13 protein-coding genes are annotated in these 14201 nt (G+C 65.0%); 8 read left to right on the top strand and 5 right to left on the bottom strand.

What is annotated here, in order from left to right; genetic code table 11:
* Nucleotides 1–8: 8 nt before the first annotated feature.
* On the bottom strand, nucleotides 9–740 hold the full coding sequence (locus CLV01_RS17995) for a 2OG-Fe(II) oxygenase (protein WP_099733615.1): 732 nt from the start codon (nucleotides 738–740) through the stop codon (nucleotides 9–11).
* A gap of 205 nt (nucleotides 741–945) precedes the next feature.
* Here CLV01_RS17995 and CLV01_RS18000 point away from each other — a divergent pair, with 205 nt between their 5' ends.
* From CLV01_RS18000 to CLV01_RS18010, 3 genes are all read left to right on the top strand, one after another.
* Nucleotides 946–1767: a hypothetical protein gene (locus CLV01_RS18000; RefSeq protein ID WP_071955937.1), complete on the top strand. Its 822-nt coding sequence runs from the start codon at nucleotides 946–948 to the stop codon at nucleotides 1765–1767.
* A gap of 180 nt (nucleotides 1768–1947) precedes the next feature.
* Nucleotides 1948–3165: a hypothetical protein gene (locus tag CLV01_RS18005; RefSeq protein WP_257221375.1), complete on the top strand. Its 1218-nt coding sequence runs from the start codon at nucleotides 1948–1950 to the stop codon at nucleotides 3163–3165.
* Complete coding sequence (locus CLV01_RS18010; protein ID WP_099733613.1) at nucleotides 3162–5360, top strand: AAA family ATPase; 2199 nt, start codon at nucleotides 3162–3164, stop codon at nucleotides 5358–5360. Before CLV01_RS18005 ends, CLV01_RS18010 begins: the two co-directional genes overlap by 4 nt.
* A gap of 812 nt (nucleotides 5361–6172) precedes the next feature.
* Here CLV01_RS18010 and CLV01_RS18015 read toward each other — a convergent pair.
* The 4 genes from CLV01_RS18015 to CLV01_RS18030 form a co-directional block, all read right to left on the bottom strand.
* Nucleotides 6173–6937 (bottom strand): SDR family NAD(P)-dependent oxidoreductase, encoded by a 765-nt coding sequence (locus CLV01_RS18015; protein ID WP_099733612.1) that lies wholly within the window; start codon nucleotides 6935–6937, stop codon nucleotides 6173–6175.
* 113 nt (nucleotides 6938–7050) lie between these two features.
* Nucleotides 7051–8169, bottom strand: coding sequence for an amidohydrolase family protein (locus tag CLV01_RS18020; protein ID WP_099733611.1), 1119 nt, complete (start codon nucleotides 8167–8169; stop codon nucleotides 7051–7053).
* A 1-nt stretch (nucleotide 8170) separates the two neighbouring features.
* Nucleotides 8171–8380 carry a hypothetical protein gene (locus CLV01_RS18025; RefSeq protein WP_099733610.1) on the bottom strand — a complete coding sequence of 70 codons (210 nt, stop codon included), beginning with the start codon at nucleotides 8378–8380 and terminating at the stop codon, nucleotides 8171–8173.
* A gap of 30 nt (nucleotides 8381–8410) precedes the next feature.
* Nucleotides 8411–9571: an aldo/keto reductase gene (locus CLV01_RS18030; RefSeq protein WP_099733609.1), complete on the bottom strand. Its 1161-nt coding sequence runs from the start codon at nucleotides 9569–9571 to the stop codon at nucleotides 8411–8413.
* Between the two features lie 408 nt (nucleotides 9572–9979).
* Here CLV01_RS18030 and CLV01_RS18035 point away from each other — a divergent pair, with 408 nt between their 5' ends.
* From CLV01_RS18035 to CLV01_RS18055, 5 genes are all read left to right on the top strand, one after another.
* Complete coding sequence (locus CLV01_RS18035; RefSeq protein ID WP_099733608.1) at nucleotides 9980–10873, top strand: LysR family transcriptional regulator; 894 nt, start codon at nucleotides 9980–9982, stop codon at nucleotides 10871–10873.
* Between the two features lie 15 nt (nucleotides 10874–10888).
* Complete coding sequence (locus CLV01_RS18040; protein ID WP_099733607.1) at nucleotides 10889–11782, top strand: LysR family transcriptional regulator; 894 nt, start codon at nucleotides 10889–10891, stop codon at nucleotides 11780–11782.
* A gap of 310 nt (nucleotides 11783–12092) precedes the next feature.
* Nucleotides 12093–12608 (top strand): (R)-mandelonitrile lyase, encoded by a 516-nt coding sequence (locus tag CLV01_RS18045; RefSeq protein ID WP_099733606.1) that lies wholly within the window; start codon nucleotides 12093–12095, stop codon nucleotides 12606–12608.
* 94 nt (nucleotides 12609–12702) lie between these two features.
* On the top strand, nucleotides 12703–13371 hold the full coding sequence (locus CLV01_RS18050; RefSeq protein WP_065345868.1) for a carboxymuconolactone decarboxylase family protein: 669 nt from the start codon (nucleotides 12703–12705) through the stop codon (nucleotides 13369–13371).
* Nucleotides 13372–13626: 255 nt separating this feature from the next.
* Nucleotides 13627–14199, top strand: a complete 573-nt coding sequence (locus CLV01_RS18055) for a DUF3455 domain-containing protein (RefSeq protein ID WP_034393786.1) — start codon at nucleotides 13627–13629, stop codon at nucleotides 14197–14199.
* Nucleotides 14200–14201 lie beyond the last annotated feature (2 nt).

Here is a 14201-nt window from a genome sequence, read left to right on the forward strand (position 1 = left end):
GCCATCCATCAAAGTGCGTCATGAAAGATCAGCCCCACGGTATGGCGATGGCCGCTGTGGATGCGGCTGACCCCATGGCGCATGGCCACGCGGCGGTAGCCGGTGCGCCGCCCGGGCACGGGCCGGTGGCGCACGGCCAGGACCAGCGCATCGCCCTGGTCCAGTGCCATCACATCGGCCCGCTGCCGGTCTCCATCGGCCTGGGTGATGACGAACTCGCCACCCGTGAAGTCCCGCCCGGGCCGCGACAGCAGCAGCACCACCTGCAGCGGAAACACATGCTCTCCATAGACATCCTGGTGCAGGCAGTTGTAGTCGCCCGCACCGTATTGAAGGATGAGCGGCGTGGGCCGCAACTGGCCCTGCGCGTGGCAGCGCGCCAGGAAGTCCTGCAGCCGGTCCGGATAGCGCACCTCCAGCCCCATGCGCTGGTTCCAGAGATTGGCCACCGGCGCCAGGCTCAGATACAGCTGCTCGCGCAGGCGCTGCAGCAGCGGTGGCAAGGGGTAGTCGAAATATTGGTACTCGCCGCGCCCGAAACCGTGGCGTGCCATGACGATGCGGGAGCGAAAGCCGTCCTCCCTTGCGTAAAGAGCGGCCAGGTCGCGGCACTGCTGCGCATCCAGCAGGCCGGGCAGGCGCGCGCAGCCTTGCTCATCGAGCTGGTGCTCCATCTGCGTCCAGTGGCAGGGCGGGGCGGATTCGCAAGCTTCGTTGTCGAAAAGACCGAGGTTGAGCATGGCGGGCGGGGTTGGCGGTATGGGCGCTGTGGGCAATTGCCGCAGTCTAGGGCGCCGCCGCAGCGCCTGCATCCCGCTTCTTGCAGTGGACAGAATGTCAACCGGTGGGAGCGCCTGCCAGCCGCGTGCTGGACAGGCCTGGGAGGGCCGGCTGGCGGCTGCAATTGAACAATCGCGGCATTCCTGCAAACGCCTCAGGCCCACCATGTCCAGCAACGTCCATCACCTCTATCTTTTCTTCGATACGCCCCTGCAGCTGCGCCGCGTGCAACTGATCTGCCAGTACCTGGCCCGGCAGTCCTGGGAGCAGGCCGAGCGCTGGATCCATGAGCTGGACCCCGCCCTGGACCGGTCCGCGCTGTGGGATGACGACTGGGCCAATGCCAGCGCCCTGGGCCATCCCCAGCACTTGGAGCTGGGCTTTGACACCCGCACCACAGCCGGCATGCCCTGGCGATTGCTGGAGACGCTGTTCCAGCACGGCCTGCAGGCGGCGGTGCTGCATGTCTTCTACGACCAGGTGGGCGAGAGCGAGCGCTACCACTTCGATGCCGGCCAATGGGTCAGCCACCACGCCTGGCTGTCCCGTTACCCGGAGCGCCAGGTGCTGGTCGATACGGATGGCGAGGTCTATCCGCAGCCCGGCCAGGAAGAGGGCGCCGACGGCACAGCCCTCACCAATCCGGCCCAGCCCATGACCATCACCCGGCTGCGCGAGCGGGACCAGGAGCGTGACCGCCAGGCCCAGGAATCCGTGCAGGCCCTGCTGGACACCATGGCCAGCCTGCGCAAGAGCGGCGTATCGCCCGTGCAGGGCATCGTGGGGCTGTTCATGCTGCGGGCCGGCTTTCGCGGGCTGTGCGAGGCCGTGGCCTTCACCGTCATTGCAGCCCTGGCCTTCAGAGGCAAGGGCCTGTGGCTCTGGCTGGCTTTGGGATTGGTGCTGGCGGTGGTGCTGCCGCTGTACCGCATGGCCGGCGCACGACGGGAGTTTGCGGGGCAGGGTGGTGGGGATGCCGCATCCTGAGACAATCCGCGCTTGGCAAAATGAAACAAATTGCACAAGACCAGTTGAATCCCAGGAGAGGGTGAACAGGATGAGGATACGGACCATGGCTCCGGCAGGGTGGATCTGCGCCAGCAGGCGCTGTTTTCCTGAGCGGAGCCGTCGCTGATGCAGCCCACCGCCATTGAACAGGGGGCTGCCGTGGCACCAGGCGTTCACGAGGATTTCGGCCATTTGCTGGGGCTGTACATGCGCCGCATCCGCGCCAGCGCCTCGGGCGTAGCCACCGAGATAGGGCTGAGCCGGGAAGCCGTCAACAACTGGAGGAATGGGGTTTCCCTGCCCAATCCACGCTCGCGCGACCGGCTGGCCGCCTGCGCCCAGTACCTGCGCCTGACGGAGGCGGAGACCAATCGCCTGTTCTCCGCCGCTGGCTTTGCCACGGAGTTTCCGCTGCAGGCCGCCGCCGCTGGCGCCCAGCCTTTTGCAGGCTTCATGGACCGGCTTTTCGCCCAGCTGGCCCAGGCCCGGCCCTATGCCATCACCATGCTGCTGTCGCCCGCGCACTGGGGACAGCCCCCGTTTCGCCAGGAACTACTGCTGCGCGCCCGCGCCCAGTATGGCGCCGAGGCGGTGTTGCACATCCAGCCGCCCTACAGCGTGAGCACGGCTGCGGCCGACTACTTTGCGGCCCTGGGCCGGCAATGCGGGCTGGGCGAAGTGGGCTCGGACTACGAATTCGAGGCCCTGCTGGAAAAGCGCCTGCTGGCCGGCGGCCGGCTGTTTTGCCTGGTCAGCCGCTTCGAGCAGGGAACGGCGCAGCTGCGCGAGACACTGGCCGGCATTCTGCGCAGCCTCAGCGAAATGCACAGCGGCCGCCTGCACCTGCTGCTGTGCGGCAGCGAGGCCCTGGCCGACCTCAAGTACCGCAGCGGTGACCTGTCGCTGCTCAACATCGGCCAGGTGGCCCACTGGCCCGATCCCACGCTGGAAGACCTGGCCCTGATGGCGCGCCAGCGCTGGCCCGGCACGGCCTGGCCGGCCGAGGTCATCGAGGCATTGCAGGCGCTGACGGGCGGGCATCCAGCGCTTTTCGAGGAAGCGCTGCAATGGCTGGTGGAGCAGGGCGTGGGCGTCGCTTCCGTGCACTCGCCCCTGCTGCGCGCCCATCTGGTGGCCAGCGCGCGCCTGTGGCAGACCTTGCTGCCCCTGGCGCAGGAACCTGCCACGCGCGAGCAACTGCGCGGGCTGGTGAATGCGGCATCGCTGGGCCGTGCACGCCCCTATCTGCAGGATGCCGTGCTGCGGCGCCTGTTCTGGGGCAATCTGCTGCAGGTGCGCGGAGCAGGTGAGGGCGCCCATCTGCACTGGCGCTGCGACATTGCCCGCGAAGCCGCCGTGGCGGTGCTGCAGGCATGAGCGGCCTGGGCCGGCTTGTGCAACTGCCCAGATCCTGGTGGCGCGCCGCGCTGCTCGCCTTGGTCACGCTGTTCATCGGCACGGCTATCCTGCTGCCCCGCTACAACCCCGTCACCCGCAGCAGCCTGCAGGGCGCGGAAAGCTCGGGCCGGGTCTGGAACGAAATCATCCTGTGGCGCCTGGCCCTGATGGACTATGTGCGCCAGCATGAAAGCTGGCCGCAGGACCTGGCCAGCGTGGCGCCGGACATTGCCGAACCGCGCGTGCGCATGAGCTCGCCCAGGCCATTCGTGCTGCAGGCAGACGTGGTGCGCGACAGCCAGATGGGCGTGCTCGCCGGAACCCAGGTCCTGCTGCAACTGGACAGGCAACGCTGGGACTGGAGCTGCCAGGGCGGCCTGCCTCCGACTCCGCCGCGCTACCTGCCGCTGAACTGCAGCCCCTCGCCGGGCCAGCCCGAGCATGAACCCTTTGGATGGCTGCGCAGCGTCATCTGGACCAGCGCACTGGTCTTTGGCGGCCTGGCCCTGCTGTGGCTGGTGCGCCATCCGCTGATAGGCCCGGCACAGCTCAAGCCCGAGCGCCTGCGCCGCAAGCCCTACCAGCATCTGCCCCAGCTGGACCGGCTGCTGCGGCTCACCGGCCGCCGTTCCGCCGTCCTGCGCGCTGCAGGCATACGCCCGCCGGACTGGCAGCGGGCCCTGCGCCTTGCCGGCGCAAGCCCAGGCGCCCGCGTGCGGGCCCTGGCCGAACGCCTGTCCGCCGTCTGCAAACCGGCGCAAGGCGAGTGGCCCGTGCCCGGCGACATGTTCGAGTGGACGCTGCCACCCGAGCTGCCCATCGCCCTGGGCCGTTGCCTGGTCTATGCACCCCCGGCGGAGCTGGAAGAGGGCGAACTCGTGCGCCAGCTGCGCCTGCTGCAAACCGGCGGCGATGTGGTGCTCATCGTGAGCCCGCACCATCCGCAGTCGCCCATGCCGCTGCTGCAGCGCCATGCCCAGGACCGCGCCAACCTGCACGTGCTGCTGGACAGCCCGGGGCAGACCGAATGGCTGCTGGGCGGCGCTCCGGACCAGGTGCTGCTGCGGCTGCTGGCCACGCAGTTGCAGGTCACGCGCATATCGCCCTACCAGACGCGCGGCGGCGTAACGCGCGAGGACGTTTTCTTTGGCCGCGAGCGCCTGCTGGCCCGCGTGCTCAACCGCGAACCGGCCAACTACCTGGTCGTGGGAGGACGCCAGCTCGGCAAAAGCAGCCTGCTCAAGGCCGTGCAGCGGCGGCTGCAGGAGCATCCGGCCATCGCCTGCCACTACATCTCGCTGCGCGACCACCGCCTCACGCCGCGCCTGGCCACGCAGTTCGGCCTTCCCGTGGAAACACCGCTGGAGGCCATCATCGAACACCTGCACAAGCAGTCGCAGGGCAGGCGGCTGTACCTGCTGATCGACGAGGCCGACCTGTTCTTCCGCGACGAAGCCCGCAATGGCTACCCCCAGCTCAGCGCCTTGCGCGCGCTGAGCGAGGAGGGCCGTTGCTGGTTCATGCTGGCGGGATTCTGGGATCTGTACGCGGCAGCGCTGCTCGACTACCAGTCGCCGCTGCGCAACTTCGGCGAAATCCTGGCCATTGGGGGATTGGAGCCAGCGGCATGCCACGCCCTGGCCACCGAACCGCTGCGCAGGCTGCGCCTGGGCTTTGCCAACGACGCTCTGGCCGAGCGGCTGATAGAGGCCAGCGGCAGGCGCGCCAACCTGGTCGCCATCCTCTGCCAGGAATGCCTGGAAGCCCTGGGACCCGACGAACGCGTCATCGAAGAACGCCACCTGCGCCAGGCCATGGCATCACAGCCCGTGCAGGACGCGCTGGTGGGATGGGGCCGCTTGAGCACCGACGAACAGGCCTGCCGCCTGGACCGCATCGCCGTCTATCACACGGCCCAGCAAGGACAGACCAGCCTGACCGCACTCGACGCCCTGGTCCAGTCGCACGGCGCCACCGGCCAGGCCCAGGCCCTGCGCAGGTCCCTGGCGCGCCTGCAACTGGCCTACGTCCTGCGCCGCGATGAAACCCAAGGCGTACACGATGCAAGCTACGTCTTCACCATCCCGCTGCTGCAGCGCCAGTTCGAGCCACAGGAAACCGCGCTTTTGCTGAAGCAGGAGCTTGAAGGCCTGGAAACCGTCCTGAACAGCTGAAAACGAAGCAGGCAAGGCACTGGAGGAGTGCTTTGCCTTGGTTTTCAGGCCGTTATCTGCGTTTGTGATTTAACATAATATACATCGTATCCATCAAATGACGGCCAGAAAAGTGAGCTTTAAAGCGACTCATATCGACAGCATTCACCAACTATGCGGACGTTATGTTCAGAAGTTTCTTCGTTGACTCCACCGCTACGCTTTCAGAACACCTGATGAGGATTGCGCAAGCCACTCCAGACCAGACTCCACCAGAACCACGCACGACAGACGGCCTTTGACATCGCCGCACGAGTAAATCTCGAACACGACGATGTTGGTCTGGTTGCACGGCTGCCCCCCGTTTCGTTGAACTTGATCTCACGAGTGAAGCCTGCGGCTCCGTCCTGGAATGCGCCACGACCGGGGGCAAGTCGTCGAGCTCGTCGCTCAGGCTCCGAAACTCCGCAGCTACGCTCATATGGCGCTTCGTTGCCGCGGAAACAGGCGTGCGTGTCATGGCCGCCTCAGTGGGTATTGCGGCAGTTTCGGATGAAAAGATCTGGGCGGTAGGCTGTGCTGGGCGCCTTGGGTGCAGCTGCGGCTGCAGGCGCGCGATCACTGGCTGGTACTGCTGCAGCTTCGGGCGCATGGCCTGCCACATCCTCCTTGCCACCAGAACCTGCCGCAGGAATCTGCAGCTGCACGGCCTGCGGTGAGGCCCCGCCCTCCCCGGCCTCATCCTTGCGTTTTTGCCGCAGGACCAATCTGCCTTGCATGGGTGCCGGATACTTGTTCTCGTGCGAAAACACCTGGGCCAACGGAAATCGCAATCAGCGCATGATGAGCCCGCCGTCCACCGAGATGGATTGGCCGGTCACATAGCTGGAAGCCGAGCTGCACAGCCACAGCACGGCGTCGGCAATCTCTTCGGCGCGTCCGTGCCGCTGCATGGGGATACCGGGGAGCATGGCGTCGAGTGCTTCCTTCTGGCCGGCGGCCACCATTTGTTCGGCCATCGGGGTCCAGATCAAGCCCGGGCACACGGCATTGACGCGGATGTTGCGCGTGGCGTATTCCAACGCCGCGCTCTTGGTCAGCCCGAGCACGCCGTGCTTTGCCGCATGGTAGGTGCCACGCTCGGCACCGCCCACGAGCCCGCCCAGCGACGAGCAATTGACGATGGCGCCGTTTCCTTGCTGGCGCATATGCTGCAGTTCGTACTTCATGCACGCCCAAATGCCGCGCAGATTGACCGAGTTCACACGGTCGAAGTCCTCGACCGTGGCGTCGGCGGTCTCCGCGAGCGCGTTCTGGATGCCGGCGTTGTTGAAGGCCACGTCCAGGCGGCCGAAGGCAGAGACGGTTTCCTTGACCATCGCCTCGACCTCGCCCAGATCGGCCACGTCGCAGCGGATGCCCATGGCCTTGTACCCGGCCGCCACCAGCTCGTCGGCAGCGGCACGTGCGCCGTCGCCGTTCACATCCGCCAGCGCAACGGACGCACCGGCCTGCGCGAAGGCCTTAGCAGTCGCCAAACCGATGCCCGACGCTGCGCCGGTGACAAGTGCCACTTGGTTTTCGAAGGAGATTTTCATGATGTCAGTTCCTCTGTTGGAGATGTGCTCTTGATAAAGATGGGGCGACGAAATGGGTCCGGCACCTGGGTGCGCTGCGTTTGGAGCTGCTCCCGGGAGCCTCGTCCCTGGGCCTACGTGCTTGGAGATTTCCCGGCCTGCGCAACCGACACGCGCATGCGATAGACCTTCGCGGCCGTGCCGAGGAACAGCGCAGCCTTCTCATCGGCCGAAGCCGACCGGACGATGTACTTCAGTGCGTTCCACAGGGGCACGAAGCCCGCGGATCGACCGTCCGGGGGGTAGTTGCTTTCCATCAGGCAACGGTCGGCGCCGAACGCCTCGATGGCGGTTTCCACATAGGGGCGCCAGGCCGCCGCCAGCTCGCGATATCCGATGGGGGCCTTGCGCTCCTCGAGCCGGAAGCCCCAGAAAGGCATGCCCAGGCCACCCACCTTGCAGTGGATGTTCGGGCGCCGGGCCGCCTCGGTCATCAGCCGGCGGTACTCGCGGAACACTCGTTCCCTTGCGGGTGCATCCAGGTCCATCGCCATCGCATGGCCGCAGTGGTTCAGCACGATGGTGGTGTCGGGGAACGCATCCGCCAGCGCGATCACCTCCGGCAACTGGTGATGGAAAACCGCCGCGTCGAAGCTCAGACCGCGTCTGGCGAGGTGGGCGAAGGCCGGGCGAAATCCCGCGCTCTTCATCACGCCGCTCGGCGGCCGGGTCGGAATGAAGCGGTATGGCGCCTCGGATGGGTCTTCGATGGTGACTTGGCGCACACCGCGGAAACGGTCCGGTGCGCGCTCCATCGCCCGGTCCAGTAGTTCGGCCACCTGGTCGCCCAGCCGCAGGTCGGCGTGGCCCACGATGGCGGCGCAGCCGCGGCAGCCATAGCGGCCGCTGTCGCACATCGCGCCGATGCCGTTGGCGAACTCGATCTCGCCGAGCGGGCGCAGCACTTCGGGGCCGTCCGTCCTCGCAAAAGCCAAGGTCTCCACGTACACCGAAGCGACAACCCGATGGCCGGCGCGCGCGTCCGCCAGGTAGTCATCGATCATGTAGCGCAGCCCGGGCCGGTCGACCAGGTGGTGGTGCGCGTCGATGATGGGGATATCGGGCTCCAGGATAGGTTCGTCGCGCCCCACCTGCATCTGGCGATAGTCGCCGGACGACAGCGTTTGAGCGCGTGCCACGGAGAAGGCCACGGGGCTGGCAAGCGCGAGTGCCAGCAGGTTCCGGCGCTTCATGTCATCGCCTCAGCGACAGTCGCAACAATCGGTCCTTCGAGGGACCCTCCCCTCTCGGCGACCGGTTCGTGGTGAACACGTAGAGGTCGCGCCCGACCGGCAGCACGCGGGCCTCGCGCCACACGGTGCCGGTCGCGTCCTGCGCCAGGGCCGCCGGGGCGGCGCACACCGATAGCGCCTGGATGCACAGGGCGATGAGCAATGGCCTCATGTCAGTGATTCCCTATCGAACATTCAGCAATCAGCCTTGGACCTGCTTTTGCTGCGCCGCCGGATACCGATCACCCACGATCTGAATCTTGGAGACGGCGGCCTCCAGCTCCTGCACTTCGGCCGGAGTCAGCATCACCTCGGCGGTGTGCAGGTTCTCGTCCAGATGGGCCAGCTTGGTGGTGCCGGGAATCGGCACGATCCACGGGGCCTTGGCCATCATCCAGGCCAGTGCCACCTGCGCGGAGGTGAGGCCCCGGGTTCTGCCGAACGTGTTGAGCACTTCCACCACTGCCAGATTCGCCCGGATGGCTTGCGGCGTGAAACGTGGCAGCGTGTTGCGGTTGTCATTGCCGGAATCAAAGCGCGTGTACTCGGTGATGCCGCCGCCAAGGAATCCTCGGTTGAGCGGGCTGTAAGGCACGAAGCCGATCCCCAATTCCTGGAGCACCGGAAACACCTCTTTTTCCTGGCCGCGCCACATCAGGTGGTATTCGCTCTGCACAGCGGTCACCGGCTGCACGGCATGGGCGCGGCGGATCGTCTGCGCATTGACCTCGCAAAGCCCAAAGCGCCTGACCTTGCCTTCCCGGATCAAATCCTTGACGGTGCCCGCGACGTCCTCGATCGGCACAGCGGGGTCGAGTCGGTGCTGATAGAACAGCTCGATGGTCTCGACCCGCAGGCGCTTGAGCGATTCCTCTGCGACACGCCGGATGTTCTGGGGCGTACTGTCCAACTCGCCCTCGAAGTACTTGCCGTCAACGATGCGGTGGCCGAACTTGGTGGTCACGTTCACCTTGCCCCGGAACGGGTACAGCCCTTCACCGGCAAGCTCTTCGTTGATGAGCGGACCATAGACTTGGGCGGTGTCGAACAGCGTGACACCGCGCTCGGCCGCCTGATGCAGCAACTCGATCATGGCCTTGCGATCAGGGTGGTAGCCGCGGTTGTAGTTCATGCCCATGACGCCGAAGCCCAAGGCGGAGACCTCCATGCGGAAGTCGTCTGAACCAAGGGTTCGCTGCTTGGTGATGTTGGGTAGGTCCATGGCATTGCTCCCCGATGAAGTCGTTGTGGCTTGCTGTGCGACGGCCGTTCCCATCATGAGAGGCGTGGCATATACGGCTGCGCCGACCGTTGCGCCTGCCTTCAGCAGGTCGCGTCGGCTGGAGGAAATTTTCTCGTTCATCGGATCTGCTCCTTCACTATTCAGAGGACAAAAAGCGCCGTATAGCGACGCGACGATCCAGCCTGCACCAAGCGTTCCCAATTCCGCCGGTCGTGACGTTCAGCGCCATGCTGACGCTCATCCGAATCATTCAATCGGGCAACCCATGCGAGAGGCCCATGACGGCTGGGGCGGATGCTTGTGCGGAGCCTCAGTGCTCGCTTGCAGGGCCTGGCTTTTGGGGCAGGATGCCTGCCCTTCTTGGCTGATGCTGAACTTTAGGCCTCGTGCCCGACATTGAATAGACGACAGAATCCGCATACCCCCATAAGCTGAACTCATGAATGGAGGCATCAAACACAGTCGGTTTTCGAGCAAAGTCAGACGACGCCTGTAAAATACAGCCCGTCCTATAAAGGAAGTTCATCAATGTCGCGCGACAACTTCAGCGACCTGCTGGCCTTCATCGCCGTAGCGCGCGCTCGCAGCTTCACGCGCGCGGCAGCCCAGCTTCGGGTCACACAGCCCGCCCTGAGCTACACCATCCGGACGTTGGAGGAGAAGCTGGGCGTTCGCCTTCTCACGCGCAGCACGCGGGGCGTGTCTCCTACCGAGGCGGGCCAGCGGCTGCTGGATCGCCTCGCACCGGAGTTCGACGAAATCGAGGCCGAAATCCAGTCGCTCGGCGAGCTTCGGGACGAGCCCATGGGAACGATCCGCATCACTGCCATCGACTACGCCATCCGAAACACGCTGTGGCCCAAGCTGGCGAAGTTCCTGCCGAAGTACCCCAAGATCAAGGTCGAGCTGGTCAACGAGTACGAGAGCGTCGATATCGTTGCGCGCGGCTACGACGCCGGCGTGAGGTTCGGCCAGGAACTGGCCCAGGACATGATTTCAGTGCGGATCGGCCCGGACGTCCGCAACATGGTGGTGGGATCGAAGTCCTATTTCGCAGGGTGCCGGCCACCCAAGACGCCGCGCGACCTCACCGATCACGTTTGCATCAACCTGCGCACGTCCACCTACGGAGGCCTCTACGAATGGGAGTTCGCCAAGGGCAAGCGCACCGTGAATGCACGGGTGGATGGAGCGGTCACCTTCAATAACGCCTATGACATTTTCGAGGCGGTCAAGGCTGGCTTCGGACTGGCGTACCTGCCGGAAGACATGGTTCGTCCCTTGGTGTCAAAGGGGCAACTCGTCTCGGTACTGGAGGACTGGTGCCCGGTGTGGCCCGGGTTCCATCTCTACTATCCGAACCGGCGCCAGCCTTCACGCGCAATGACCTTGCTGGTCGACGCCTTGCGCTACAGGCCATAGCTGCGGAGTACTTGTATGTCTGGGGAGAACTTTCGCGACATCCTGGCCTTTCTCGCGGTTGCGCGCGAGCGCAGCTTCACCCGCGCGGCGGCCCAGTTGGGCGTATCGCAATCTGCACTCAGCCATACCATTCGCGCGTTGGAAGCGCGGCTCGGGCTGCGTTTGCTGACCCGCACGACCCGCAGCGTATCGCCGACGGAGGCAGGCGAACGGCTGATCCAGCGAGTGGCCCCCCGGTACGAGGCGATCGCCGACGAACTGGCTGCATTCGAGGAGCTTCGCGACAAGCCCGCAGGAACCGTACGCATCACCGCGTCTGATTTCGCGGCGAACACCATCCTCTGGCCCAAGCTCTCCAAGCTCCAACCGAAGTATCCCGACGTCAAGATCGAGATCGCGACCGAGCCGGGACTGACCGACATCGTGGCGGAGCGCTTCGACGCCGGTGTTCGTTTCGGCGATCAAATCACCAACGACATGACGGCGGTTCGGATTTCGAAAGACATTCGCATGGTGATCGTGGGGGCGCCGTCCTATCTGGAAGGACGACCCTTGCCCAAGGCACCATCGGACCTGACCGAGCATGAGTGCATCAGAATGCGCTTTTCCATGCGTGGCGGGGTGTATGCCTGGGAACTCAGGAAGGGCCAACGACACCTGCAGGTACGGGTCGAGGGTTCGTGGACATTCAATGGCATCTACCCGGTTATCGACGCCGCGCTGGCGGGATTCGGCCTGGCGTACATGCCAGAAGAACTGGCACGCCCACATATCAAGAGAGGCCGACTTCAAAGCGTGCTCAAGGACTGGTGCCCGACCTTTCCTGGGCTCCACATCTTCTTCGTCAGCCGGCGCCAATCGTCGCCCGCACTGTCGCTGATCGTCGAGGCATTGCGCTACCGCCGCTAGGCTGCTCCGATTGCGGGCGGAGCGATGGGATTCATGAGCGCCATTTATAGCCGCATGTAGTTTCTGGCGCCTACTCGCGCGAAGTTGTTCCAACTAAATTCGATAGGAACGCTCATTCGATTGAATGAGCGCTCGCAACGTCCTTTCGTCAATCCCGCGCCTCCAGACGCCCCTGTCAGGTGTTACTGGCAAGCGACTCGCCCAAGGGGCTCAGCGGCGTGTCACCTGCGAGGATCGATGCGCCGGCCCATGTGGTCGGCCCAGCGAGAGGGGACGGCGATAGGCCTGTCTCTACAAGGAAAGTTCCTTTATGCGAATCCCATTCTTCAAAGTTTTCTTGACCGCCGCCACCCTACAGGCCGCGACCGCTGCTGTTGCCGCCCCCCAGGCCGAGAGCGCCTCATCGGCGCCCGCCCAGCAGGAGATCGTGCTTGCAGGAAGCCAAGCCTCGATCTCCGGTCCTGCCGAGACCTTCACCGGCCGGGCGCGGATTGACCCGCTGTGGCCGGCCAACAAGAACATCAACGCCAGCGGCGCGATGGTCACCTTTGAGCCCGGTGCCCGCTCGGCCTGGCACACCCACCCCCACGGACAGCGCCTGGTGGTGAGTTCGGGCGTCGGGCTCGTCCAGGAATGGGGCAAGCCCCTTCAGATGGTTCGCCCCGGCGATGCGATCTGGTGCCCGCCAGGCGTCAAACACTGGCACGGCGCTGCGCCGAAGACCGCCGTGACTTACCTGACGGTCACGGGCACGGTGGATGGCAAGAATGTGGACTGGGTGGAGAAAGTCACGGATGACCAATACGAGGGCAAGCATGCGCGATGAAAGGCGCCCCATGGCCAGGGCAATGGCCATCATCGTCGTGGGCATGGCGACAGTGCTTTGCCAAGCCGCCCCGAACACGCAGGAGTCCAGAGATATGGTCAGTGCATCCACTGCATCCGCAACCCTGTCGGCCCGGCAGCAGGCCATCGTTCCCATCGGAGCCTTCGCTGCGGCAGGTGACATCGCCAAACTGAATACGGCTCTGAATCAAGGGCTGGACGCAGGCCTGACGGTCAGTGACACCAAGGAAATCCTCGTGCAGCTTTACGCATACGCGGGCTTCCCGCGCAGCCTCAATGCGCTGGGCGAACTGATGAAGGTACTGGAAGCGCGCAAGCAGCGCGGCATCCAGGACGCCCCCGGTCATCCGCCCAGCCGCGCCATTCCGAAGGGTGACGCGCTGCTGGCCGCGGGCACGGCCAACCAGACCAAGCTGGCGGGCGCGCCGGTCAAGGGACCGCTGTTCGACTTCGCTCCCGCCATCGATGACTACCTCAAGACGCATCTCTTCGGGGACATCTTCGAGCGCGACAACCTCGACTGGCAAAGCCGCGAGCTGGCCACTGTGAGCATGCTGTCTGCACTGCCTGGCGCCGAGTCTCAACTGCAGTCCCACATGGGCATCAGCTTGAACACGGGCCTCACGGCTGATCAGTTGCGCCAACTCAGCCAGGTGCTGGCCGATCGCGTCGACGCCGACACGGCACGGCGCGCGCAAGAAGCGCTGAATCGGCAACTTGCCAGCAGATCAGGAGGCAAATGATGAAAGCGACGATGCTCTATGGGCCGCGCGACATTCGTTTCGAGGATCGTCCCGACCCGCAAATCACTCGCCCGCCGATGGGCGCGGAGTCTATGCCCGCATGAATCTGCGCTTGTGATGGAGTCTGGCGCCGGCATTTCTCGAAAATATTTTTGCATGGGGTGCATCCAAACGATGCGATGGCGGGTAGTACCAGCAGCAGCCCAAAAAAGGCGCTGCTTCAGTCCCCTTCACAAAACCGTTTGGAGAATTGCAATGTTGACCTCTCGTTCCGCATCCCGCACCGCCGCCGTTTCTTTCGCTGTAGCCACAGCGGCCCTGCTCGCTGCCTGTGGCTCGATGCACAAGCCGGCCAGCACTTTCTCCCAGGCATCGCTGCCCGCCCCCATCCAGGTTCCTGCAGGGAACAAGGTCGCGTGGGAAACCGTAGGCAGCGGTGACATCACCTACGAATGCCGCGACAAGGCCAACGCGCCTGGCCAGACGGAATGGGTCTTTGTGGGACCCGATGCTGTGCTGAAGGACCGCATGGGCAAACAAGTGGGCCGCTACTACGGCCCCCCCGCAACCTGGGAGGCCAACGACGGCTCCAAACTCACCGCCACCCAGCTGGCTGTGGCGCCGTCCGGCGCAGGCAATCTGCCTTACCAGCTGGTGAAGGCAAACCCGGCCATGGGCAGCGGCGCACTGGAGGGTGTGAGCTACATCCAGCGCGTGGCGCTCCAGGGCGGAGTGGCGCCGGCTGACAAGCCCTGCATGGCCGCCAACAAGGGCCAGAAGACCACCGTGAAGTACCAGGCCGACTACATCTTCTGGAAGCCCATGTAAGA

The sequence above is a fragment of the Delftia sp. 60 genome, from assembly GCF_002754395.1.
Taxonomy (GTDB): Bacteria; Pseudomonadota; Gammaproteobacteria; order Burkholderiales; family Burkholderiaceae_C; genus Comamonas; species Comamonas acidovorans.

What these genes read in the sequence shown, in the direction of transcription:
- CLV01_RS17995 (WP_099733615.1), bottom strand. Translation starts at nt 740, where the DNA reads ATGCTCAACCTCGGTCTTTTCGACAACGAAGCTTGCGAATCCGCCCCG.
- CLV01_RS18000 (WP_071955937.1), top strand. Translation starts at nt 946, where the DNA reads ATGTCCAGCAACGTCCATCACCTCTATCTTTTCTTCGATACGCCCCTG.
- CLV01_RS18010 (WP_099733613.1), top strand. Translation starts at nt 3,162, where the DNA reads ATGAGCGGCCTGGGCCGGCTTGTGCAACTGCCCAGATCCTGGTGGCGC.
- CLV01_RS18015 (WP_099733612.1), bottom strand. Translation starts at nt 6,937, where the DNA reads ATGAAAATCTCCTTCGAAAACCAAGTGGCACTTGTCACCGGCGCAGCG.
- CLV01_RS18020 (WP_099733611.1), bottom strand. Translation starts at nt 8,169, where the DNA reads ATGAAGCGCCGGAACCTGCTGGCACTCGCGCTTGCCAGCCCCGTGGCC.
- CLV01_RS18025 (WP_099733610.1), bottom strand. Translation starts at nt 8,380, where the DNA reads ATGAGGCCATTGCTCATCGCCCTGTGCATCCAGGCGCTATCGGTGTGC.
- CLV01_RS18030 (WP_099733609.1), bottom strand. Translation starts at nt 9,571, where the DNA reads ATGAACGAGAAAATTTCCTCCAGCCGACGCGACCTGCTGAAGGCAGGC.
- CLV01_RS18035 (WP_099733608.1), top strand. Translation starts at nt 9,980, where the DNA reads ATGTCGCGCGACAACTTCAGCGACCTGCTGGCCTTCATCGCCGTAGCG.
- CLV01_RS18040 (WP_099733607.1), top strand. Translation starts at nt 10,889, where the DNA reads ATGTCTGGGGAGAACTTTCGCGACATCCTGGCCTTTCTCGCGGTTGCG.
- CLV01_RS18045 (WP_099733606.1), top strand. Translation starts at nt 12,093, where the DNA reads ATGCGAATCCCATTCTTCAAAGTTTTCTTGACCGCCGCCACCCTACAG.
- CLV01_RS18050 (WP_065345868.1), top strand. Translation starts at nt 12,703, where the DNA reads ATGGTCAGTGCATCCACTGCATCCGCAACCCTGTCGGCCCGGCAGCAG.
- CLV01_RS18055 (WP_034393786.1), top strand. Translation starts at nt 13,627, where the DNA reads ATGTTGACCTCTCGTTCCGCATCCCGCACCGCCGCCGTTTCTTTCGCT.